Raw genomic sequence first — 23,256 nt, 5'->3', positions numbered from 1 at the left:
TATTAAATTGTTTAAGAAATAATCGCACGTTACACATTGAAGCGGAAATGCATAATATCTCCGTCTTCCACCAGATATTCTTTACCTTCAATAGCGATTTTACCTGCATCCCGGCAGGCAGTCTCCGATTTATATTGCTGATAGTCCTTTAATTTAATTACCTCTGCTTTAATAAAACCCCGTTCAAAGTCGGTATGAATAACGCCAGCTGCCTGTGGTGCTTTAAAACCCTTCCTGATCGTCCAGGCTCTTACCTCTTTCTCGCCAGCTGTAAAATAAGTAATTAGATTCAGAAGGGTATATGAAGCTTTAATTAATTTGCTCAAACCTGATTCCTTTAAACCGTATTCTTCCAGAAACATCTGCCTTTCTTCCGGGTCAGCGATCTCAGCAATCTGCGATTCAAGTGCAGCACAAACTATAATCACCTGTGCATTTTCGGATTGTACAGCTTTGCTTAATGCATCTACGTATTGATTGCCGGTATGAATTGAGGCTTCATCTACATTAGCTACATAAATAACAGGTTTTACGGTAAGTAAGTGCAGGTCGGCAATCGCTTCCTTATCTTCTTTGGATACATCTACGCTGCGGGCATTCTGTCCGCTTTCAAGTGCCTGTTTGTATTGCAGTAACGTATTCAGCTCTTTTTTAGCCTTTGCATCGCCTGATTTAGCCGTCCGTTCTACCTTAGCAATCTTTTTGTCAACAGATTCCAGGTCTTTCAGTTGTAATTCGGTATCAATTACTTCTTTGTCAAATACAGGGTCAACACCGCCAGCTACGTGTACAATATTATCATCTGCAAAACAGCGCACCACATGAATAACAGCATCTACTTCGCGTATATTTGCCAGAAACTTATTTCCTAATCCTTCGCCTTTGCTGGCTCCTTTTACCAGGCCGGCAATATCTACAAATTCTATTACAGCCGGAAGTACGCGTTGTGGATTTACCAGGTTTTCCAGGATCAGTAATCTTTCATCGGGAACAGTAATTACCCCTACATTAGGTTCGATGGTACAAAAAGGATAGTTAGCAGCTTCAGCTTTAGCATTAGACAGTGCATTAAATAAAGTGGATTTACCCACATTTGGCAATCCTACAATTCCACATTGGAGACTCATGAGTTAGTTTTTTGTATCAGTTTTAAAGCAGGTATGCTCAAAACCTGAATCTGTTTGTTTAATCTTTAAAAATATGATATTGTTTATACCCGGTCCGGAATTCTTTGACAGATACTCTCAGTACTGTATACACCGGGATGGCAGCAATCATTCCGACAGGGCCTGCCAGCGCTGCTCCTGCAAATATAGCAACAAAAATCTCTAACGGATGGGCTTTTACGCTTTTTGAGAAGATGAGAGGCTGAGAAATAAGATTATCGATTAAATGTACAATAATAAATACCAGCAATATTTTTACCATTAAAATAAAAGAAGCATCTGCGGTTTCCGGAAGAGAAGTAGTAGAAATTCCTACAATTACGGCGAATATTGTTCCGATTACAGGTCCTAAATAGGGAACCACATTTACAAGCGCAGCAAATACAGCAATAGTTAAAGCGTAGTTGATTCCGATAATGGTGAGTCCCAGGGCAGTCAGGCTGAAAATAGAAAAAATCTGAAGCAGTAAGCCAAGTAAATAGTTAGATAATAATTTTTCAATTTTATGCAGGGCAGTAATGGTAAGCTCAAAATACTGATTTGGAATAAGCCGTATAATATTTCGCCGGAGAATGCCTTTTTCGTAGAGCAGGAAAAAAGTAATAAACACAACTGCCAGAACAGATACAAAAAAAGCAGCCGAAAACTGTATGGTAAAGTTTATGATATAACTTACCTCCAGAGACTCAAAAAAAGAAAAAATATTATCCCGAAGTGCTTCAGACATAAAGCCTGGTGTTCTTCTGATATGCAATGTATTAATCAGAAATTTTTCCAGTCCGGTAATGCTGCTTGTGAACTGGTCAAGTAATAATTCTAAGTCTGCCTCACTCAAAATCTGGACTTGCTCTGAAATAAGCGGAATAAATAATAAGATAAATAAGGTAAGAACAGATATTAGCAAAACAAATGAAACCAACACAGCCAGTACTCTGGGTATTTTCGTTTGAAAAATATAGATGCTTCCCACGTAGTCTGTTACGGGTCGTAACATGGACGCAAAAATCAGGGAAATGACAAAATACAGCACTATACTGGAAAAAACCCATCCCAGCAACAGGAGCGCAATAAAGCCAGATACCAGATATGCTATACTTTTGTACCGTTTTGGTAACATATTTCTAAAGCAGTTTATCCTGCGTCAAATGAACGAAAATCTAATATGACCGAATCAGGTACCTGAAGAGTGAAACCAAACTATTATCAGTTGATTATGAATTTAAAACCAAATAATTACAACTCATTACGTTTCAGATACAGCAGTTATATTATATTAAAAAAGCTCTTGAGGTGGTCAAGAGCTTTTCAATCGAAATGAATGTGTCAGGTTACTCCCAGCGTAAATCCTTATCTGAGCTGTTGTCATCTGTTGGTTCTGCTTTGTCCTCAAACTGAGAAAAATCGAATTCAGGCATCAGATCTGTCTTTACGTGATCTACAGTGTCTTTAAGAGCCTCGATAAACTTATCAAAATCTTCTTTGTAGAGGAAAATCTTGTGTTTCTCATACACATAGGTTTCATCTTTGAAACGTCTCTTACTTTCCGTAATGGTTAAGTAATAATCATTTGAACGTGTAGATTTTACATCAAAAAAATACGTTCTTTTCCCGGCTCTTACTCGCTTTGAGTAAATTTCTACTTTTTCGTTTTCTTTGTTCTCTTCCACAATCCTTAGAATTTTTTAGATTTGATTGAGAGTAAAATTATAAAATGATTTGCACTTAAAAAAGATTTTAAAAAAAAATAATGGTTTTTGACATGGAAATTACCAAACATATAGCTATGGTTTAACCTCTCCTGGAAGGGGAAATTTTGTAAAATCAAATCTTAATTCATATACTAGCAATTTAAAGTATAATAAATTCATGTAAACTCAGCGTAAATTAAATCTCTCGCTTATGAAATACACTTGCCTGTTTGTGGCTTTGTGGTTATTCTGGAGCCTTTTTCCGGCCAAACTTTTTTCTCAGGTCGGATATACACAACAAGGGAAAGCTTCTTATTACGCGGCCAAGTTTGATGGCCGTCCTACTGCCAGTGGAGAAAAATTTGCCAACGAAGATCTCACGGCTGCCCACCTCACCTTAGCTTTCAACTCTCTGGTAAAAGTAACCAATGTAAAAAACGGAAAATCGGTCATTGTAAGAATCAATGATCGCGGACCACACATAAAAGCCCGTATTCTGGACATGTCAAAAGCAGCCGCTCAGGAAATTGATATGATCCAATCTGGTATCGCCACAGTAAATATCGAAGTGGTAGGAACTGAAGATGCATCATTAACTTCTAAGCCTAATCTAGAGGTAACCGAGGCAAATAAACCCTCCATAAAAACCCCTGCACCTGATCCTGACAAAAAAATCATTATTCCTTTTTCTAGTGGGCACACCTTTAGCCAGTGGGGCACCGAACGGTTTCCATCCGGGTATGGCATACAAGTAGCCTCTTTTGCTGACCTCGACAATGCAAAAGGGATTTGTAAAGAATTATTAGCTGCCGAAGTGAAAGAAGCTTATATCCAGGTAGAATGGAAAAACGGAGGAAAAGTACACCGCGTATTAGCCGGCTCTTTTTCAGATGAAATACAGGCTCAGGAGTATAAGTATACTCTTGAAAAACTTGGCTTTTCAGGATTCATAAAAAAGCACTTTTAATTTATTACTGGGTATATGCTGCCTAACTCTGTTTTCGTTAAGTAAATAAGCTGCCAGGTTAAAATAGAATTGAAATGGCTAAAGTACAGCCCAATTTCGTATCTTTCATTAATCTTGTAGCTTTACTTACAAACACCCAATGGAATTAAAACAAATCAGAGAGTTTGGCAATATTGAATTTTTAGCCCGCCAGCTGGTAGAAGGATTTATCACAGGTCTTCATAAATCTCCCTTTCATGGCTTTTCAGTAGAATTTGCCGAACACCGTTTATATAATACCGGCGAAAGCACCCGCCACATCGACTGGAAAGTTTTTGGCAAAACGGATAGGCTTTATACCAAGCGTTACGAAGAAGAAACTAATCTTCGCTGCCAGATACTGCTGGATGTATCCGCTTCTATGTATTACCCGCAGCAGAATTTAGGCAAAATCACATTTAGTATTATGGCTGCTGCCAGTATTGCTCATTTGCTGCAACGTCAAAAAGATGCCATTGGGCTTTGCACTTTCTCGGAAAAAATAGAAATAGATACTCCTGTCAGGTCTACACCAACGCATGTGCATAAGCTGTTTCTTCTCCTCGAAAACTTACTAAAAAAAGACAAACCCAGTGGCAAAACGGCGGTAGCAGATGTAATCCATCAGGTGGCAGATAAAATCAATAAACGCTCGCTGGTTATTGTTTTTAGTGATATGTTTGAGAATATAGCCCAGGCGGATGCTCTTTTTTCTGCATTACAACATCTGAAACATAATCAGCATGAGGTTTTGTTATTCCATGTAGTTGATAAAAAAACTGAAACCGATTTTGACTTTGAAGACAGGCCTTATGAATTTATTGACATGGAAAGCGGAGAAAAAGTAAAAGTTCAGGCTTCTCAGATTAAGCAACATTACCGTCAGTATATTCAGGAATATAATCATCAGCTCAAACTTAAATGCGGACAATACAAAATTGATTTCATTGAGGCAGATATTCAGCAGGGATTTCACCAAATTCTATATGCCTATTTAATCAAACGTGCAAAAATGAAATAACAGGTAATGTATACCTCATAAATGAGGAAAATTATATACCGTAAGAATTTATCAGAACTTTTACCTTATCTATCTGATTCAAACTCCCTATAAATAAGTTCGATTTTTAACTTTCTTATGAAAGTTGCCTTAATTATAATCTCCGGTGATATTTACAAACACGATAATTAGCTGAATAACCTACTGCTTTCTGCAAAGCAACAAGGCAAACTTGTGTAATAATTTTAGTGAATCAGTTATAATTCATCTTTCTTTTTTTGAATTATTCATAGTCATGTAGCCAATAGGGAGGAGGTTTATTGACAGCTATTGATGTGCCATATATATTTGTTGTACACACTACTAAAAATAGATACCAGGTATAGCTATGGAGAATACGTTTACCAGCTTAACATATCCAACAAAAACAGGTATATCCGTTCATAACAAGGGAAACTTTGTTGAAACTTATAATAAGAATGGTAAGCTCATTCATATTATCGATACAAAAGAAGCTTCAAATAAAATTGCTATTCACCGTTGGCTTGGAGTTGCTTCAGATGAAGAGGTAAAAGAAATTTTCGATGGACATTTATTCGAATTAATTAAAACCGGAGGCTATACCAAACTTATGGCTGATACCTCTAAAATGGATGGTTTTTTTGATGGAGTAAACCAGTGGCTTGCTGACTATTATATTCCCAAATTATTAAAAACTGGTGTAAAGTATAATGCCTTTCTGGTATCCGAAGAGTTTTTTTCCTATCTGACAGATGAAGGTTTTGATGGAGTAGTGGAAAGCATTTTTACAACCCAGATGTTTGGATCAGAAGATAAAGCAATTCAGTGGCTTAAATCTGTAAACTGTTAAATTTTTACCTCAATATAAATTATTCTTTCAAGCAACTGACATGCATGTCAGTTGCTTTTTTTTTAAAAGGATTTAGCAATAGGTAAGGGAAGAAACTGAAACTTCTATAAATCTGCACTGTTTAAAAACTTTGTTTGTTTTCCAGCAACTGAATATTTCTCTCCACTGAAGAATGATTAATAGGTTCCAGAACTGGATTTACAGCGGACAAATTGAGCAAATAACCCTCCATCTGTTCTAAATAATGCAAATCATGGGTGATACAAAGCACTGTTTTATTATGATTTTTTACCCAACTCATCATCAGTTCAAATACTCGTTTTTTATTATATACATCTAACTGTTGAGTGGGCTCATCCAGTAAGTATACCCTGGCATCTTGTACCATCAGTTGAGCTAACCATATCATCTGCTGCTCGCCACCGGATAACTCCAAAAAATTTCTTTCAGCCAGATGTGACATTCCCAGTTCGTCTAATATAGTGATGACTTCTTTATAATCTGTTGAATTATATGCTTCAAAGAAACGCTTTAAGCGGAAGCGTCCCATTACTACTAGCTCTTTTACGGGAATTGAGAAACTAACGGTATTTTTTTGTGCTAACAAGGCTACCAAGCCCTTAGAAGCAGGAGCGGAGCCAGGCTTAATAGTGTGATTGTAGATGTGGATACTACCTGTAAAGGCAATTTGTGCAGTTAATGCTTTAAAAAGAGTAGTTTTTCCAGAACCATTATGGCCAATAATAGCTATAAAAACAGGAGAACCTCCTATAAAAGACAAGTTGCGGATCAGGAGCTTATCCCCATAACCCGCAACTATATTGTTTACTTCAACAGAGGCCAAGGCTAAGCTTAGTATTCATCCTCATTAAAAAAGAAATCATCTTTGGTAGGATAATCTGGCCAGATTTCCTCAATACTCTCATAGGGTTGACCATCATCTTCCAGTTCTTGGAGATTCTCTACTACTTCTAATGGAGCACCGGAACGGATGGAATAGTCAATCAATTCGTCTTTGGTAGCAGGCCAGGGGGCGTCTTCTAAATAAGAGGCTAACTCTAATGTCCAATACATAGGCTTTTTCCTTGTTTAATTGATTAATAATTCATGCACAAATAAAGACATACTATAAAAATATGCAGGTTTATGGAATGCTGGTTCGTTTATAGAATAATACATTTCCATTAAACGAAAAAAAAAGTAATTGTTTATAATCTGACAAAGTATTTTTTAAATATTAGCCAAGTGGCTTATAATCAGGTCTTATTGAATAGTTATTTCTGCCTCAAAGCAGCAAGTTCTGTTTTAAATTGATTTAGCAACAGCTCTTTCACACTTATTTTCCGTTTCTGAATATTCAACTTGGAAACCACTAGTTTATCCATGGTCTGGCTCTTATTCATCATATTCATACCATCCACATTGCCTTCATACGTATCAAGTTCCATTTTGTCTTTACGGATTAAATCACTCATAATAGTAATTTTTATCTGTAACTGATCAGCCATAGATTTTTTTTCAAAGAAGAAATGCTTCCGCTTTACTACACGCATCAGGTAATTCAACTCAAATATTTTATCGCAGGCAGCGCGGAAACGTTCGGCAAGCTGTCTATCCTGCATTTTTGGAAGTACACCAATGTTTTTCCATTCCATTAGCAACTGCTTGGCCCGATCAGCCGCCTTTATAATATCTGTGCTTTGTACCAGAGTTTCAGCTTCATTGGTAAGATTCTCCTGCGCCAGTTTTTTAGGATCAACCCGGCGAACATACGTTCCGGAAATGCCTTTGGCTTTTTTGTATAGTTCAAAAAAATGATCGTTGGCTTTCTTAAAGTCATTCCAGAAGTCACCAGCATGGGTTTTGGGAATTTTACCCACTTTTTTCCATTGCTCCTGCAATTTTTTGAACTTACCAGCAGTAGATTCCCATTCTGTAGAGTCTTGTAGTTGTATGGCCTGACGGGCAAGATCTTCGTACTTAGCCACCCGGAATTTGGTGATTCGGTTTTTCTCTTCAAAAAATGCCTTACGCCGGTCAAAAAAGCTGTTTACAATGCCATCGAATTTGTTTTCTATCTCCTCTTCATATTCTTTGTCTACAGCGCCGGTTTTTATCCACTTTCCTTTCAGTTCTTTAAACTTCTCCGTAGTTTCTTTCCAATCGGTACTTCCGGCCAGTGTTTCTGCCTCTTGTAGTAATGCTTGCTTAATTTCAAGATTACGGGCACGGTTTACCACAATTGTCTTACGTAGTTCAGTTTCCAGCTCATCCAGCTTATGAAGCAGAGCCGGATAATCGCCCAGGCCATCAAATTCTATCAGATACTGCCGGAGATGGAGCAATTTCATCAGGTATGAACCTTTGTTTTGTGCTTCGTCTACCAGTCTGTACAATTCATCTACTTTTTGCCGGGCAGTTTCAAATCTGTCTCTAAAATAAGCTACACTTGCTTCCTCGCTTTGTTTGACTTCTCCGATCTGACGATCAGGATAACCCATAAATCCGCGCAGATACACCTTCCCCTCACGTATGTAACCATATTCATCTGACCACTGTAATTCTTCCATTATGTTTGCAGGTTGTTTGTTTGATATCACTCGCATTAATTCACTTCTATGCTAAATTTAAAATATAAAACAGGAATGGAAAAATAATTTTGTAAATAATTATTGTTGCATAAGCCTGTTTGATTAAAATAAATCCTTTACAATTCCCCCTTCATGTAATTGGGTTATTTTACAATAGATTATATCCGTTACTACCGTAAAGGATCTTATAAAACGAATCTGCCTTTTCAGCTTACAATTTTAATTAATTAGTTTTTAAAAAAAAGCGCCTAAGTATAAATTTTGCCATATTTGTGAACGAATATACTTAATAATATATATACATGAGTAACGAAACCATCATATTTTCAATGGCCGGGGTTAGTAAAATCTATCCTCCGCAAAAACAGGTTTTAAAAAATATCTATTTATCCTTTTTTTATGGAGCCAAGATCGGGGTGCTTGGCTTAAATGGCTCCGGAAAATCATCGCTTTTACGCATCATTGCAGGTGTAGACAAAAACTATCAGGGAGAAGTGGTATTTTCTCCTGGCTATTCCGTTGGATTTCTGGAACAGGAGCCTAAACTAGATCCCAATAAAACAGTGAAAGAGGTCGTAGAAGAAGGCGTTCAGGAAATAGTGAATCTCTTGAAGGAGTTTGAGCAGATCAATGAAAAGTTCGGTGACCCGGATGCTGATTTTGATAAGTTACTGGCCAGGCAAGCAGAAGTACAGGAAAAATTAGATCAGCAAAATGCCTGGGAACTGGACAATCGTCTGGAAAAAGCGATGGATGCTTTGCGTACACCGCCGGCTGATGCAAAAATTGCTACTCTCTCGGGTGGTGAAAAACGCCGGGTGGCTTTATGCCGTCTGTTATTACAGGAGCCTGATGTATTGCTCCTGGACGAACCTACCAACCACTTAGATGCGGAATCAGTATTGTGGCTGGAGCAACATTTGAAGCAATATAAAGGAACTGTGATTGCGGTAACCCACGACCGCTATTTTCTGGACAATGTGGCTGGCTGGATACTGGAATTAGACCGGGGAGAAGGGATTCCCTGGAAGGGCAATTATTCTTCCTGGCTGGAACAAAAACAACAAAGATTAGCAAAAGAAGAAAAGTCAGAATCCAAGCGCCAGAAAACCTTACAGCGCGAACTGGAATGGGTGCGCATGGCGCCTAAAGCACGTCAGGCCAAATCCAAAGCCCGTATTGGCGCTTATGAAAAATTACTTGGTGAAGATGCCCGTCAAAGAGAAGAAAAGCTGGAATTATTCATTCCGGCAGGACCAAGGTTAGGAGGCAAAGTAATTGAAGCAAAAGGAGTAGCTAAGGCATATGGCGACAAGTTGTTATATGAAAATCTGAATTTTTCTCTGCCTCAAGGCGGTATTGTCGGAATTATTGGCCCCAATGGTGCCGGTAAAACAACTTTATTTAACTTGATTACCGGGCGGATAAAACCAGATGCTGGTACTTTTGAGGTAGGTGATACAGTGCAAATCGCTTATGTAGACCAGGAACATAATAATTTAGATCCAAATAAATCTGTATTTGAGACCATATCTGGCGGTACCGAACAAATGATGCTTGGTGGAAAACAGATAAATTCACGGGCATATGTAAGTAAATTTAATTTTAGCGGAGCAGACCAGGAGAAAAAAGTGGGTGCCTTATCTGGCGGAGAACGTAACCGGGTACACCTGGCCATGACATTGAAACAAGGAGCTAATTTGCTGCTGCTCGATGAACCTACCAATGATCTGGATGTAAATACCTTACGAGCACTGGAAGAAGCATTAGAAAACTTTGCCGGTTGTGCAGTAGTTATTTCCCACGACCGCTGGTTTCTGGACCGGGTTTCCACTCATATTCTAGCCTTTGAAGGAGATTCGCAGGTGTTTTACTATGAAGGTAATTTTAGTGATTACGAGGAAAATAAGAAGAAACGACTTGGAGATGAAGGCCCTAAGCGGATTCGCTATAAGAAATTAGTATAAAGAGTTATGAAAGCTGAAATATTAAGGATTAGCCATTTACTGCATGAAACCTATGAAGGCAGTCCCTGGCATGGGCAACCTGTAAAGCAAGTGCTTCAAGGAATTAACGCTCAGCAGGCTGCCCTGCGGATATTATCTGATACTCATACTATGTGGGAAATCGTGCGGCACATGACTGCCTGGCGCAATTTTGCTTTCCAAAAAATAGAAGGCGATAGATCTTTTGATATATTGAATGCTGAACAGGATTGGCCTTTTATTGATGTAGCAGATGAAAGCAACTGGCAGGAAGATTTACAGGCACTTGAAAATAGTCAACAGCAATTACTGCAGGCAATAAATACGATGGAGGATAAAGGTCTGGAGGATATAGTTAACGGAAGACAATACACTTTTTATATACTGCTACATGGAATTATACAGCATGACTTATATCATACAGGCCAAATTGCACTACTGAAAAAACATCTGAAGGTATAAGCTTCTTTTTTTGTAGATGCATCATTTTTTTGAATTGTTTTACCTGGGAAGCAGACTTAGTTCATTAAGCCTGCTTCCAGGAAATAATAAGCAGTACTTTCGTGGAACATTACAAAAGTGCTTCCATTAGGTAAAGATGATTTTTCATTACTTGCTAAGAAATCATCCATACTTATTTGCTGCGTCATTATCAGCAACCCTTTTGGATCAAACAATTTTACAGTAATGTCTGAATATTCTGTAGCATGAAAAGTAGGGAGTTCTTGTATAGGCTTTTTTCGCATATTTGTTTTACCAAATTCCACTGTTGTCATTACTACTACGTTTGATACCGTTGCAAATAAACAATTTTCTTTCTCGCTTTCATCTGTAATCCTACCATTCATCAGATCCGTTGGAAATCCCATACTCATTGTAATCAATCCAGCTACAATCAGGGTAGATATTAATTTTAGCTTTTTCATAATTGGAGTTTTACTTTTCTTTCGTCTATTAGAGTATAGTTTCCTCATTCAGGTTGCAATTGATAGCATATTTATTTTTACTCTTAAAAGAGATACAAATATTAATTAATCAGCTTTTGGTAAGCTTGAGCTTTCTGTAATTACCACTAAGAAGGGCTCATCCATACCTTTATAAATCATCTCACTTTACACTTTCCGACTACAGATAGCTTTCATGTAACACTCTCTTCCCCTTTTTGTAAGTTTAATCATGAGTATTCTTAATGTCTGGCAGTGGTAGTAACCGGGGTGATTGCGCAAAGCAGAGGCGAAACGAGAGAATCCGCCCATCGAAGTTGGTTTTAATGGTGTGGTAAATTTTGACCCTGCCTATGACTTCTGGAGGGAAATTAATACACGTGCTACGCCAGATTTTTATGCCTCACTGGATTACGTAGGGCTGGATTTTTTTCCTGATGTATTCCGGGCTGTACCTACCGAAAATTTATCTTCTGAAAAAAGCTGGCATTCCGGAGAGTGCTCCTATCCATATTATAGAGAATGTAAGGCCCACTTCACCGAAGATCAGAAGAAAAGCAGGCAGAAGTGCTTGAAATAATCATCAGGTCTGTATATAACGAAAGGGAAAAGTTTAATATAACAGCCTATGAACTTTTCGATTTGAGAGATGCTGATTCGCAAAATCCCAATATCTTTTATCAGTTTGGCATTATGCGGGATGATTATTCACCAAAGACTGCCTTTTATACTGACTAACGTCTATGTCTACAGTTAAATTTAGTTCATAGCGAAGCCCACATCCTCAGGCTTCAAGTCCAATTTAGCAATCTTATTTCTGATCCTTTGTACTAGTTTCATCTTTCTTTTCTGATCCATAAATAAGTATTGACTAGGCGGATTATAGGGTACATGTTTGACGATCATATTCCAGATAATGACTGCCAGCTTTCGAGCTGTGGCTGAGATAGCGGCTATTCTACCTTTTCTATAGTTGATGCGGTTGAAGAAATCTGATAGATGGGTGTCTTTGAGATTGCCTATTGTGTTGGCTGCTAACCTGAGCGCAATTTTTAAACGATTACTGCCTTTGGCAATCTTTTTACTTAATACTTTACCGCCGCTAATTTTTATATTGGGGCATAATCTGAGCCAAGAGGTGAATTGTTTGGATGTCTCAAACTTTTTGATCCCTTCACAGCCTACCTCACTCATTAGGGCAATCACTGTTGCATGACTCACTCCTTCAATGCGCATCAGGTCCACCCCATCAAAGTACTGATAAGCAAGTTGATTCAAGTCCATATTTTTTGGCGTATTCTTGTTCACCTTTTTATGCGGCTTAGCCTCCGCCTGTAAAGCTCTTTTTGTCTCATCCCTTCAATCTGCTCAGAAAGTAGCTTTGCTATAGCTACATCACATTGCTCCATCTTTGCCTGCAGGATTTTATACAGGTCAAATTCCTGTTGTAAGCCAAACAGGTAATCTTTCCTCCCATTACTCTGCAGGGCTTTGGCGATTTCTTCCTCTGATTTACGGCAGTTACCATGACGAAAAGAGGCTAGTACTTGTGGATTGGTTTCTCCTTTACAGACAGCTTCAATGATCTGCAAACCTGTCAGTCCACAGACATCTTTGACCACTATATCTAAACGAAGATTGAGCAATCGTAGGTACTTCTGCATCTTTTGTGTGGTCATCGCAGAGGTCTCCAACAGGGAAGTGCGATGCCGGCAATAAGTTCTCAATTGTTCAGTGGCTAGGTCTGGCAGAAAACTACTACTGAGTAGCCCCAAACTATGTAGCTTCTGTATCCATTGACAATCTTGCACATCGGTTTTGCGGCCTTTGATGTTTTTGGTGAATTTACCATTGCACAGGTATACCTCTAATCCTGCTTCTTGTAGAAAGGAAAATAAACTCTGCCAGTAATTACCAGTACTTTCCATAGCTACGGTGGTAATTTGATTTGCCTTAAGCCAAGCCAGCAATTGGCTTAGATCCTCATTGTAAACGCCAAACTCTCTCACATCTTCTCGTTGTTGGCCGATAGCTACATAATGTGACCGGCTTCCTACATCAATACCGGCAGCATTGCGGTTAATGACTTCCATGGATACAGACTTGTTTTTCATGTTTCTTTACTTGATTAAGTTGAAAAAGTCCCAAGGAAATGTATCTTTGATATGAAAATATACTGATCGGGGTAGCTGATAGCTCCTCCACTGAAATCATCTCAAGCCTTTCTGTTGGAGCAGAAGGGCTTTTTACATTTCTGACCAGAATGTGTCACGGGCTGTAAACACCAGAAAAAAATTGGTCTAGCTTAGGACAAAACAAAAGTACCTACGTTAGCCCAAGAAATCAATGCTTCTTCCGGAATACCAGAATATGTATCAACGCTTGATTGCAGAAATGGGCAGATAATGCGTTATATTCATCTTAATCCATTTTAACCAAATCACTAATTTGATAATAAACTGGATGTAAAAAGACTGGAAGCTGGAAAGATATTCATTTCTGGCTTCCAGTCTTTGAACTGGTTAAGTTATAGAAACTAGCTAACGTACAAGTACAATCTATTTGTAGCTGACTTGACTACCAGTTCCTAGTGTGAGAACATATACCTGATTTTTGATCTTTAGCCTGCTATCCAATCGAACACTCCTCTCCTGCCTCCACTTCTCCCCGAATAAAGTTTCCAGCAGCATATCCATTAGAGAAGTATCTGAAGGTTTCTTTAACATTTAGCTAGGTTTTGTAGTTACTCCTAGAACGTACAGAGTAAATCCATTCCCATAGATGTTGCGTTATATATTTACTACCTTACGTGTTTTCCGGATATTGGAAATCAACAGACGTATTATCCGGAAGTATATTTAAAACCTGAGATGAAGAGCTATATATCGGCCATTGGAACGGCAAATCCACCTTATAAACTACCTCAAATGCGCATTGCCGATTTTATGGCAGAAGCCGTCAGCATGAATGCGGCGGAGAAAAAGAAACTGACAGCTCTCTATCGCTCTACAGGCATTCAATATAGGTATACAGTACTGGCAGATTACACCAGACGTAATGGAGCCTTTGATTTTTACAGCAATACGCCTGACCTTGAGCCCTTTCCTACGATCGACCGCCGGATGCAATTATATAAGCAACATGCGGTTCCATTGTGTACCGAAGCTATCCGGAATTGCCTACTGGCTTATCCAGACTTTTCTCCCACGCAAATTACTCATTTAATTACAGTGAGTTGTACTGGCATGTATGCGCCAGGAATAGATATTGAACTAGTAGAAACCATTGGATTAGCCACCAACATTCAACGGACAGCTATAAATTTTATGGGTTGTTATGCCGCATTTAATGCCCTTAAAACAGCTGATGCCATTTGTAAATCAAATCCGGAGGCGAAAGTACTGGTAGTGTGTGTGGAATTATGTACCATTCATTTTCAGAAGTACAAAACAGAAGACCACTTGCTGTCTAATGCCATTTTTGCCGATGGAGCCGCAGCTGTTATTATGGAAGCAAGCCCACGGAATGAATACTCAATCAGTATCGAATCGCTGTATTGCGACTTGCATTTTGATGGAAAAAACGATATGGCCTGGCATATTGGCAACTTCGGCTTCGAAATGACCCTTTCCTCCTACATCCCCGACCTGATTAAAAACGGCATCAGGCAGCTTACAGAGAGATTATTGAAACATCTCAAGCTTACTACACACGATATACATCTGTTTGCCATTCATCCAGGAGGAAAACGCATTCTGGAAGTGATTGAGCAGCAACTGGGCCTTTGTAAGGAGGATAACCGCTATGCCTACCAGACGTTGAAAGCCTATGGCAACATGTCGTCGCCTACCATACTGTTTGTGCTGAAAGCCTTATGGAATGACCTGCAACAGTCGGATGCCGGAAAGAATATTCTCAGTTTTGCTTTTGGGCCAGGCCTTACGCTGGAATCTATGCTGTTAAAGGTACATTATAGGTAAGAAACTTATCCCTTTCCCCTAATATTTATCAGTCTTCATTCACCCGGATTTTACCTTTGCCATAATTGCCATCAATACCTTGTAACCATGGGCGAAATAAGGGAAAACTTACCTGCCGGAAAGCATGAAAATTAGGTTATCTGAAGCGATTTTCTTCATTCCTATTGCAAAAATCGATATATTTGAGTTTACACGCCTAAACCTTAACCCGATAAAATCTGATCTGCTCAAGTACTAGCTGTATTGCCATATGCTCAAACAAATTTGTTTGTTTTTTTTGTGTTTTCTGCTGATTTCGTCCGTTTTTGCTGGTAGCCTCGAAGAGTTTCCTGTTCCTTCACAAGGAAAAACCGGTTTATATGGGTATGTAGATGATTCCGGGCATTTTATTATTAAACCGCAGTTTGAGCAGGCACTCCCTTTTACTGAAGGTATTGCCAGGGTAAAAATACGGCATCACTGGCGGCTGATCAATTCCAAAGGCAAATTTCTTACTAAATCATTATACGAAGAAATACGGGATTTCCGTAATGGTGTAGCAGTAGTAAGCAAACGGGAAAGCCTGAGCACAAAAAGAATCGTATTCGGATTAGTTAATATCAAGGGCAAAGAAGTGGTAGATCCCCAGTACGATTACCTGACTGCTTCTCCCGACCAGTCTATGTTTATTGTTGGCGTTACCTTTGATGCAGACGCCAAAGGAAATACGCCTGTACATTTTGGTGTTATTAATGCCGCCGGCGAAACCATTGTTCCCCTCCAGTATGTAGCTATCCGTGATTTTAACTTCAAGGTATTTGCCGTAAAAAACAAGCAGGATTCCTGGCAGGTATTCACCAGGCAAAAATTGCCCATTTTCGCAGGAAATTACACTGATATAAAGGATTTCGATGAGGAACTTGCCACTGTAAAGCAAGCCGGGAAATGGGGAGTGATTAACCGGGAAGGAGCCATGCTGGTAAAGGCAGAGTATAAAAATATTGTTAAAAAAGATCCAAATCATTACGAGCTTATTCCTTTTACCCAGTGGAAAGTAACGAATGCTAAAAAAGAAATTCTGCTTACTTCTGAATATGATAATATAAGGCCAGTAGCTACTTCATTATATGCCTACCAGTCAGAAGGAAAATTTGGATTATTGAGCGGGAATGGAGAACGTATCTGCGAGCCCCAATATGATGAAATACAACCATTTACCAATGATTTAACTGTAGTAAGAAATGGCTTTAGTTTTGGCGTATTACATAAAAAAGGCAACCAGGTATTGCCTGCTCAATTTCAGAGTGTAGTAATAGACAGTGCCTCCTCGGTAATCAGGGTAAAAGAACTCAATAAGTGGGGCATTTACAGCCGGCATGGAAAAGCCATTACGCCTTCTATTTACGATGAAATACGCATGCAGCCTTTTGGCCTATTCTCTGTCCGGCAGGGAACACAATGGTACCTGCTCGATGCCAGCGGACATGTAACTGGCGAAGCCTCGTATGATGATATGGCTGATTTTAAAGGTTTGTATACGGTAGTAAAAAAACATGGGCGATCCGGAATGATTAATGCCAGAGGCAGCTGGGCAATAGATCCCCATTACGATAGCCTGCATATTCTCAATACACAAACGGCAGTGTATGCGTCCCACAGAGAAACTGGTTTTATCAACCTGTTTACAAAGCAAGTACTATTCAGCGCAGATAAAATAGAGCCTGTCAGTAAAACTTTATTTAAGGTAACTTCTGATTGGAAAACCGGTGTATATGATTGTAAAGGCAATGTAATTATTCCGCAAGAATACGATCACATCTCTGCTCTGGCCAAAGACAGTATATTCAGTGTAGAAAAAAATGGAAAGAAAGGCTTAATGAGCCTGCAAGGCAAAGTAGTGTTGCGGCCCAGTTCTCTCTATCAGGAATTACATGTGATGAAAGAAGAAAGAGTAGGAGTGAAGATCAATAACAAATATGGCTTTATAGACCGTAACGGCAAACTGCGTATTGCCAACCGCTACGAAGGTATTGGAAGTTTCTCTGAAGATATGGTAGCCGTTAAAATCCGGGGCAACTGGGGATTTGTAGACAAAGCAGAAGAACTACGGGTACAGCCTCATTATGAGCAGGTGCTGGACTTCAGAAATGGAGTTGCTGCCATAAGCAAAGAAGGAAAATGGGGTTTCGTTAACAAAAAAGGCAAAGAAACCGTAAAACCACAGTACGAATCCATACAAAGCCTACCATCCGGCCGTTATCTGGTAAGCAAAGATGGTAAAAAAGGTCTGGTAACTGAAACCGGCAAAGAATTGTATACAACCAAGTATGATGCCATACAAGACCTGGGCAACGGACTGATACTTTTAAACAGAGGCGGAAAATCAGGTATATCAGATGCTAACGGACTAGATGTGCTTCCGTTGATATATGATTATTTGTACGTGGATTCTTCAAAAAATATTTTTATCTTAGGGGTGGTACCCCAGATGCAAAATTTTACTTATAACCGCTGAGTGTAACCGGAAGCCAGCATGGTTTTCGGAACCTGCGGCTTTACCGGCAAATCACATTCAGATGAAAAAAATACTTTTTCTCGCCTTTTTACTAACCAGCCTGTTTACAACGTATGCACAGGAGGTTCAATGGGCTTCACGTGTTGTTGCTTTCTCTTCTGAATACCAGGACCCTAAAATGCCTAAGCAGTATGGGGCTGCCCAGGTAACCGGCAAACCAAGTAAATTACCTCTCTTTGGCAATAGCCCCTGTGCCTGGCGGCCTTCGCAGGACGATAATGCTTCCGGTGAATGGATAAAAGTAGCCTATATACAGCCACAGTCAGTCAAACAGATTGCCATTGCTGAAAATATGAATGCCGGCACTATTACCCGCATTTATGCTTATGATCTGCAGGATAAGGAATATTTGCTTTTTGAGAATAAAAAAGATACCAGTCGTATGGTAGGGCGCATGTTTAATGTGTTTGTGAAGGAAACGACTTATAAAGTAGCGGCCATAAAGATCATGATGAATACCTCCCGCATTAAAGGCGTCAACCAGATAGATGCAATTGGTATTTCTTCTTCCAGCGAACCGGTAGAAGCCCGGATTAACATCAGCAAGAATGCTTCTACACAGGCAGCTACGCAGGTAAAAAGAGAAAACTTAGGCCGCAATGTAAATAGCCCTTATGATGAAATCTGCCCGGTAATTTCTCCCGATGGAAAAAGCCTCTATTTTACCCGTGCCATGCACCCCGGCAACCTGACTCCTGACCAGGATATATGGGTAGCACAAATTGATGCCCGGGGAATGTTTGGCCCGGCTAAAAACTTGGGTGCGCCAATTAATACCATCCAGCACAACTCTTCTTTCTCTATTTCTCCGGATGGCAATACCATGCTGCTCAACAACCGCTATATGCCCGATGGTAAACTGAAAAAAGGGCTTTCTATTACCAGAAGGATGTCCAACGGAGAGTGGGGATTTCCAGAGCCAGTGCAGATCAATAACTATTACAACGACAATGAATATGCAGAATTTTCCCTGGCACAGAATGGCAAAGTTTTGGTGATGACTGCCCAGCGGAATGATTCATATGGTTCTAAAGATTTGTATGTATCATTTTTGCAACCTAATAATACCTGGAGTGAACCCAAAAATATGGGTGCTATGGTGAATACAGCAGATGGAGAAATATCCCCTTTCATTGCGTCAGATGGGGTAAGCTTATATTATTCTACCGGCGGCCTGAGTGGTTTTGGTAATATGGATGTATTCGTGAGCAAACGTTTAGATGACAGCTGGCTCAACTGGAGCGAACCTCAGAACCTGGGGCCTGCCATTAATTCCGAAGCCTGGGATACCTATTATACCATTCCTGCTTCCGGCGATTATGCCTATTTCGTTTCCGATAAAGAATCCAGTGGCGAAAACGATATTTTCCGCATCAAACTAGATAAAGCCATCCAGCCAGATCCGGTAGCGCTGGTGTATGGCAATGTATACGATGCGCAGACCAAACAACCCTTGCAAGCCAGCATTTCATACGAGGCCTTACCCAAAGGAGGTGAAGCCGGCAGTGCGGTTGCCAACCCGGTTACAGATGGGTATAAAGTGGTACTTCCACTGAAGTTTAAATATTCTTTTACCGCCAGGGCAGAAGGATTTATGTCGGCAGAGGAAGAAATAGATCTAACCCAGGAAACCGCATATAAAGAGATCCGCAAAGATTTATATCTGATGCCATTGGCGGTAGGGCAGCTGGTGCGGCTCAACCATATCTATTTTGAACAAAGCAAGCATGCGCTATTGGAAACTTCTTTTGAGGAATTAAACCGCGTAGCCGCTCTCATGAAAGAAAATCCAACCATGGAAATTCAGCTGGAAGGTCATACGGATAATGTGGGTGATTTTATGTTGAATGTAGATTTATCGCGAAACCGGGTAGCTGCTGTAAAAGATTATCTGGTAAGTAAAGGTATTGAAGAAAAGCGCATCCAGGTAAAAGGCTATGGAAGTACCAGGCCAGTTGCCAGCAACTCCAATGAAAAAACCCGTCAGCAAAACCGCCGGGTTGAATTCCTGATTCTGAAAAAGTAAATTACTGAATTACTGAATTTATTTATTCAATTTTTCTATAAGTCTGTAATTCTATAATTCCATCTACTACCTATCTATTTTTTTATTTTCTTTCAATTTTCTCATCTTTTGTTGTATTTTTCACGGCGATAAACCTGGAAAAATATCTGCCTTATGGTAGATGGTCAGGTCATTACCATATTTAACCAAACCCTATACTATGAAACGTACTGCATCTGCCGTTTGGCAAGGAAATCTAAAAGAAGGAAAAGGAAATCTGACCACTCCAAGCGGTGTATTGAATAAAACCGCCTACTCTTTCCATACCCGTTTTGAAGACGGAAATGGTACCAATCCTGAAGAGCTGATTGCAGCTGCTCATGCCGGCTGTTTTTCGATGGCTTTGTCGGCCATGCTGGGTGGCGAGGGATTTACTCCCACTCAATTAAATACGACTGCCAACCTAACCTTGGAAAACAAAGATGGTGGCTGGAGTATTACAGCTATTCACCTGGATTTAAGAGGACAAGTTCCTGGGATAGATCAGGCTAAATTTGAAGAAATTGCTGCCAAGGCAAAAGCAGGTTGTCCGGTATCGAGAGTATTGAAGGCTGATATTACCATGTCGGCCAGGTTAGAGGCTTAAACACTCTTATAAAAAAGGCCGCACAAGAAATTTGTGTGGCCTTTTTTGTGCATTACCGGATTTTTTCAGGTATACCCAGTTTTTCATAATCTTCCGGCGAAAAACCCGTTCCCAGGCTAATTCCTTCCCAGCGGCCTTTTACTTTTTTCAGGTACATCAGGGCTTCATCTGCCTCCCCAGGATTTTTAGGTGTCACTTTTACCCTGGCATAATCTTCCAGAATAGACTCAGCTTGTATATTCACCGCTATATCTGAATTTTGCCTGGCATATGCCTGAGCCGCTTCCAGTACCTGTGTTTCCTCTACATCGCTTGTACAAGCTTGAACAATAAACAAACACAGAAACAGACAGCTATTTATAAAGGACTTAAGTGATGGTGGCATAGGAAGGATATTATTTGTAATCATTTAGTAAAAATCAACGCAATGTTATTTGAGGAACGCTAAAAAACGTATAAAATTTAAAATAGCCTTTTATTAAAAAAATAAAAATAGTAGGTTTGCAACGGCAAATCAGTACGACCAGCTCCTATTGAACTCCTCCAGGTGCGGAAGCAAGCAAAGGTAAATAGTTGAGCGGTGCGATATTTGGTTTGCCTTTTTTATTTATACTCCTTCCGGTTCTCATTCACCTTTATTTTTCGGGCTAAAATACGCATCAGAGCAGTTCTATGAGATAATAAATGGTTCTGGACTCAGGCTGATGATCAGAATACCTAATGCCAGCCATCCTAGTATTTGCCGACCCACCGACAAGGGTTGCTCATATAATACCGGCGGATGATATACACCCAGTACCCGGCCAATCATAAAAGCAAATAACAGCCAGCCAGAATATCCTTTCAGTCCAGGTATAAAAGCCACTAATGTAAATTGTATAGCCAGCACTGCAAGGCTTAATAAAAGTGTATTCTTCATATCGCTGGTAATGCGGGAAAATGTAATAAATAAAAATCCAATATATAGTGGCAGCCCTACCATCAGTTCGTCCAAGGTGTCGAAAGGAGAAACCAAGCCAAGCCCGGAATAAAATACAAACAACACAAACAGTACCGGGGCTATTTTATTAAACCTGTCAAACCCGATCAGGCTGAACAAAATATGTCCGCCATCCAGCTGGCCAATCGGAATCAGGTTAAGCGCTGTAAATAAGAGAGATAAATAGCCCGCCAGCAGAAAGGGATAATGCGCCATTTCATACATATTGGGAATTCGGCTGGGATCATCTACTACAAATTTTTCGAAGAACAGAAAAAGCAGATTCGTACCCAATGACATATTACCAGTCAGGTCTTTGTATACATAATCGGCATAATTTAACCCATACTGTTTGTATTCCGGGTGAATAGTAAAAATATATTCAGGCGGAGGCAGATGCGTAAATCCATACCAGAGCACACCCAGCGCTACGACAAATCCTGCCAATGGTCCGGCAATGCCAATATCAAAATATTCCTTTCTGGTATGTAAGGGGCTTTTGATGCGGATAAATGCCCCCATGGTTCCGAAAGAACCTATGCCCAGCCACAAGGGAATATAGTAAGGCAGGGTAACTCTTACTTTATACAACTGAGCCGTAATGTAATGGCCAAATTCATGTACCGTGAGTACCCCCAGAAAAGGAACAGAAAAATATAAGCCATGCCAGAATTCCTTCCAGCCCAGGGGATTTTCAAAGAAAATAAAACTCCGGCCATATTGCCATTCAGCGCCTGCTAGTGTAGTGGTAATACAAGTAAGTATGAATAAGGAAATATGTATAAAATAACTTTTAGCTGTATTTTCGGGCATTAGTGAAACAGGTAGTTAACGTTACCAACAGTTTGGTAAGAACGGTTCGAAAGTATAATTGTTTTGCAGTTGTCCTCCATGATTAGCCTGCTAGGGCAAGTTACAATATCATTCTATACTTTTCATTCTTGTATAAACCAGTGGTATTACTTTTATCTCAGTATTGGCATCGCTGATACCTAAAATGGCTTTTTGCTCCAGTCGTTTCTGTGAAGTTTCGCTGGAAATCCTGGAAAGCAGATTGACCTACCCTTTTTCACTTAACGCTTTCCTGGCTTCCGCTCCGGATGAAACAAAGATAATTCTGCCTGCCCTGTTACTCTCAAAAATAAAATCTTTCAGGCTTTTGCTGGAAAATGAGGTATAATCACCTACAATCGCCATGCGCATACGATAGGTTGAGAACTTTTGTAGTACCTCTCCGGCTACTCCAGTGCGGAGTTCAAAAAAATCAGGAGTCAGATTGGAGGCCTGCATAATCAGCGCGCTTGCTCCATTATACCCACAATTCACCAGTAGTTCCAGTGCATCCTGCGCATTGTGAATAATTATATCATCAGAAACGATTTCGGCAATCGTTTGTCCGTTTACTTCAATGTATTCTATCTTCATTGTTTAATAATGCTTTCTTAGAGGGTTAATTCTCCTGCAACCAATATTACTGTTTTTCCGCCAATTTCAACCCTATCCTTTTTAGGTTTTAAGAACACCTCTCCTCCCCTACTCGAAGCCTGATAGGCAAAGTATCTTTCCTTGTTTTTTCCTGCCAGTAATGGGCCAGTACGGCATGTGCCGAACCAGTAACCGGAGCTTCATCTATCCCTATCCACGGACAAAAAGAACGCAGCAGAAAGTCATAGGCAGGATTACCTGACGGGCTCATAATGACAACCTCTTTTATCTGGCTGGAACTTTCGACGATTGCCTGGTAGTTGGGAGTAATTTGCACGAGTTCATGGTCATTACTTAATTCTATAAACAAAGATTCTAATTCCGGGCAAAAGAAATGATTCCTGTAGTTTTTAATGCCTAATGCACGAAGCAGTGAA

General features: G+C 39.8%; 24 protein-coding genes and 1 other RNA gene. 12 read left to right on the top strand and 13 right to left on the bottom strand.

Annotation, left to right across the window (positions count from 1 at the left end):
* Nucleotides 1–29: 29 nt before the first annotated feature.
* The 3 genes from ychF to GXP67_RS16950 all read right to left on the bottom strand — a co-directional run bounded on the left by ychF (nucleotide 30) and on the right by GXP67_RS16950 (nucleotide 2,833).
* Nucleotides 30–1,127, bottom strand: a complete 1,098-nt coding sequence (gene ychF, locus GXP67_RS16960) for a redox-regulated ATPase YchF (protein WP_162444225.1) — start codon at nucleotides 1,125–1,127, stop codon at nucleotides 30–32.
* Nucleotides 1,128–1,185: 58 nt separating this feature from the next.
* The gene (locus GXP67_RS16955; protein WP_162444224.1) at nucleotides 1,186–2,283 is read right to left on the bottom strand and encodes an AI-2E family transporter; all 1,098 of its coding nucleotides are present in this window, start codon (nucleotides 2,281–2,283) and stop codon (nucleotides 1,186–1,188) included.
* Nucleotides 2,284–2,494: 211 nt separating this feature from the next.
* Nucleotides 2,495–2,833: a DUF3276 family protein gene (locus GXP67_RS16950; RefSeq protein WP_162444223.1), complete on the bottom strand. Its 339-nt coding sequence runs from the start codon at nucleotides 2,831–2,833 to the stop codon at nucleotides 2,495–2,497.
* Between the two features lie 232 nt (nucleotides 2,834–3,065).
* On the opposite strand from GXP67_RS16950, the gene GXP67_RS16945 reads away from it, so the two are divergent.
* The 3 genes from GXP67_RS16945 (at nucleotide 3,066) to GXP67_RS16935 (ending at nucleotide 5,710) form a co-directional block, all read left to right on the top strand.
* On the top strand, nucleotides 3,066–3,821 hold the full coding sequence (locus GXP67_RS16945; RefSeq protein ID WP_162444222.1) for a septal ring lytic transglycosylase RlpA family protein: 756 nt from the start codon (nucleotides 3,066–3,068) through the stop codon (nucleotides 3,819–3,821).
* A gap of 139 nt (nucleotides 3,822–3,960) precedes the next feature.
* Nucleotides 3,961–4,860 (top strand): DUF58 domain-containing protein, encoded by a 900-nt coding sequence (locus GXP67_RS16940; RefSeq protein WP_162444221.1) that lies wholly within the window; start codon nucleotides 3,961–3,963, stop codon nucleotides 4,858–4,860.
* Nucleotides 4,861–5,227: 367 nt separating this feature from the next.
* Complete coding sequence (locus GXP67_RS16935; RefSeq protein WP_162444220.1) at nucleotides 5,228–5,710, top strand: hypothetical protein; 483 nt, start codon at nucleotides 5,228–5,230, stop codon at nucleotides 5,708–5,710.
* Nucleotides 5,711–5,831: 121 nt separating this feature from the next.
* Here GXP67_RS16935 and GXP67_RS16930 read toward each other — a convergent pair whose 3' ends face one another.
* The 3 genes from GXP67_RS16930 to GXP67_RS16920 all read right to left on the bottom strand — a co-directional run bounded on the left by GXP67_RS16930 (nucleotide 5,832) and on the right by GXP67_RS16920 (nucleotide 8,280).
* Nucleotides 5,832–6,554, bottom strand: coding sequence for an ABC transporter ATP-binding protein (locus tag GXP67_RS16930; RefSeq protein WP_162444219.1), 723 nt, complete (start codon nucleotides 6,552–6,554; stop codon nucleotides 5,832–5,834).
* 8 nt (nucleotides 6,555–6,562) lie between these two features.
* Nucleotides 6,563–6,784, bottom strand: a complete 222-nt coding sequence (locus GXP67_RS16925) for a DUF2795 domain-containing protein (protein WP_009284883.1) — start codon at nucleotides 6,782–6,784, stop codon at nucleotides 6,563–6,565.
* Nucleotides 6,785–6,984: 200 nt separating this feature from the next.
* Nucleotides 6,985–8,280, bottom strand: a complete 1,296-nt coding sequence (locus tag GXP67_RS16920) for a DUF349 domain-containing protein (protein ID WP_162444218.1) — start codon at nucleotides 8,278–8,280, stop codon at nucleotides 6,985–6,987.
* Nucleotides 8,281–8,603: 323 nt separating this feature from the next.
* On the opposite strand from GXP67_RS16920, the gene ettA reads away from it, so the two are divergent.
* On the top strand, nucleotides 8,604–10,268 hold the full coding sequence (gene ettA, locus GXP67_RS16915) for an energy-dependent translational throttle protein EttA (protein ID WP_162444217.1): 1,665 nt from the start codon (nucleotides 8,604–8,606) through the stop codon (nucleotides 10,266–10,268).
* A 6-nt stretch (nucleotides 10,269–10,274) separates the two neighbouring features.
* Complete coding sequence (locus GXP67_RS16910) at nucleotides 10,275–10,748, top strand: DinB family protein (RefSeq protein ID WP_162444216.1); 474 nt, start codon at nucleotides 10,275–10,277, stop codon at nucleotides 10,746–10,748.
* A 56-nt stretch (nucleotides 10,749–10,804) separates the two neighbouring features.
* On the opposite strand, the gene GXP67_RS16905 is transcribed toward GXP67_RS16910, so the two are convergent.
* Nucleotides 10,805–11,212, bottom strand: coding sequence for a hypothetical protein (locus tag GXP67_RS16905; protein ID WP_162444215.1), 408 nt, complete (start codon nucleotides 11,210–11,212; stop codon nucleotides 10,805–10,807).
* A gap of 292 nt (nucleotides 11,213–11,504) precedes the next feature.
* Here GXP67_RS16905 and GXP67_RS16900 point away from each other — a divergent pair, with 292 nt between their 5' ends.
* Together GXP67_RS16900 and GXP67_RS16895 are read left to right on the top strand one after the other, a co-directional pair.
* Nucleotides 11,505–11,810, top strand: a complete 306-nt coding sequence (locus GXP67_RS16900; protein ID WP_162444214.1) for a hypothetical protein — start codon at nucleotides 11,505–11,507, stop codon at nucleotides 11,808–11,810.
* Complete coding sequence (locus GXP67_RS16895; RefSeq protein ID WP_162444213.1) at nucleotides 11,798–11,968, top strand: hypothetical protein; 171 nt, start codon at nucleotides 11,798–11,800, stop codon at nucleotides 11,966–11,968. The genes GXP67_RS16900 and GXP67_RS16895 overlap by 13 nt, the downstream gene beginning before the upstream one ends.
* A gap of 21 nt (nucleotides 11,969–11,989) precedes the next feature.
* On the opposite strand, the gene GXP67_RS37055 is transcribed toward GXP67_RS16895, so the two are convergent.
* Both GXP67_RS37055 and GXP67_RS37050 read right to left on the bottom strand, forming a co-directional pair.
* The gene (locus GXP67_RS37055) at nucleotides 11,990–12,538 is read right to left on the bottom strand and encodes a transposase (RefSeq protein WP_197901701.1); all 549 of its coding nucleotides are present in this window, start codon (nucleotides 12,536–12,538) and stop codon (nucleotides 11,990–11,992) included.
* Nucleotides 12,535–13,344 carry an IS110 family transposase gene (locus GXP67_RS37050; RefSeq protein ID WP_197901700.1) on the bottom strand — a complete coding sequence of 270 codons (810 nt, stop codon included), beginning with the start codon at nucleotides 13,342–13,344 and terminating at the stop codon, nucleotides 12,535–12,537. The genes GXP67_RS37055 and GXP67_RS37050 overlap by 4 nt, the downstream gene beginning before the upstream one ends.
* A 756-nt stretch (nucleotides 13,345–14,100) precedes the next feature.
* Here GXP67_RS37050 and GXP67_RS16885 point away from each other — a divergent pair.
* The 4 genes from GXP67_RS16885 to GXP67_RS16870 all read left to right on the top strand — a co-directional run bounded on the left by GXP67_RS16885 (nucleotide 14,101) and on the right by GXP67_RS16870 (nucleotide 20,415).
* Entirely contained in the window at nucleotides 14,101–15,210 is a 1,110-nt protein-coding gene (locus GXP67_RS16885; RefSeq protein ID WP_162444212.1) for a type III polyketide synthase, read from the top strand.
* 250 nt (nucleotides 15,211–15,460) lie between these two features.
* The gene (locus GXP67_RS16880) at nucleotides 15,461–17,704 is read left to right on the top strand and encodes a WG repeat-containing protein (protein WP_162444211.1); all 2,244 of its coding nucleotides are present in this window, start codon (nucleotides 15,461–15,463) and stop codon (nucleotides 17,702–17,704) included.
* 61 nt (nucleotides 17,705–17,765) lie between these two features.
* Nucleotides 17,766–19,790, top strand: a complete 2,025-nt coding sequence (locus GXP67_RS16875) for an OmpA family protein (protein ID WP_162444210.1) — start codon at nucleotides 17,766–17,768, stop codon at nucleotides 19,788–19,790.
* A 199-nt stretch (nucleotides 19,791–19,989) separates the two neighbouring features.
* Nucleotides 19,990–20,415, top strand: coding sequence for an OsmC family protein (locus GXP67_RS16870; protein WP_162444209.1), 426 nt, complete (start codon nucleotides 19,990–19,992; stop codon nucleotides 20,413–20,415).
* A gap of 52 nt (nucleotides 20,416–20,467) precedes the next feature.
* Here GXP67_RS16870 and GXP67_RS16865 read toward each other — a convergent pair whose 3' ends face one another.
* On the bottom strand, nucleotides 20,468–20,800 hold the full coding sequence (locus GXP67_RS16865) for a hypothetical protein (RefSeq protein WP_162444208.1): 333 nt from the start codon (nucleotides 20,798–20,800) through the stop codon (nucleotides 20,468–20,470).
* 123 nt (nucleotides 20,801–20,923) lie between these two features.
* Here GXP67_RS16865 and ffs point away from each other — a divergent pair.
* Nucleotides 20,924–21,017: signal recognition particle sRNA small type (gene ffs / locus GXP67_RS16860), an RNA gene on the top strand.
* A gap of 68 nt (nucleotides 21,018–21,085) precedes the next feature.
* On the opposite strand, the gene GXP67_RS16855 is transcribed toward ffs, so the two are convergent.
* The 3 genes from GXP67_RS16855 to GXP67_RS16845 all read right to left on the bottom strand — a co-directional run bounded on the left by GXP67_RS16855 (nucleotide 21,086) and on the right by GXP67_RS16845 (nucleotide 23,189).
* The gene (locus GXP67_RS16855) at nucleotides 21,086–22,207 is read right to left on the bottom strand and encodes a site-2 protease family protein (RefSeq protein WP_162444207.1); all 1,122 of its coding nucleotides are present in this window, start codon (nucleotides 22,205–22,207) and stop codon (nucleotides 21,086–21,088) included.
* Between the two features lie 246 nt (nucleotides 22,208–22,453).
* The gene (locus tag GXP67_RS16850) at nucleotides 22,454–22,819 is read right to left on the bottom strand and encodes a DUF4180 domain-containing protein (protein WP_162444206.1); all 366 of its coding nucleotides are present in this window, start codon (nucleotides 22,817–22,819) and stop codon (nucleotides 22,454–22,456) included.
* Between the two features lie 88 nt (nucleotides 22,820–22,907).
* On the bottom strand, nucleotides 22,908–23,189 hold the full coding sequence (locus GXP67_RS16845; RefSeq protein WP_162444205.1) for a PhzF family phenazine biosynthesis protein: 282 nt from the start codon (nucleotides 23,187–23,189) through the stop codon (nucleotides 22,908–22,910).
* Nucleotides 23,190–23,256: the final 67 nt, after the last annotated feature.

Source organism: Rhodocytophaga rosea, assembly GCF_010119975.1.
GTDB classification, from domain to species: Bacteria; Bacteroidota; Bacteroidia; order Cytophagales; family 172606-1; genus Rhodocytophaga; species Rhodocytophaga rosea.
The sequence above is the reverse complement of the archived record's forward strand: the minus strand, read 5'-3'. Positions and strand labels throughout refer to the sequence as shown.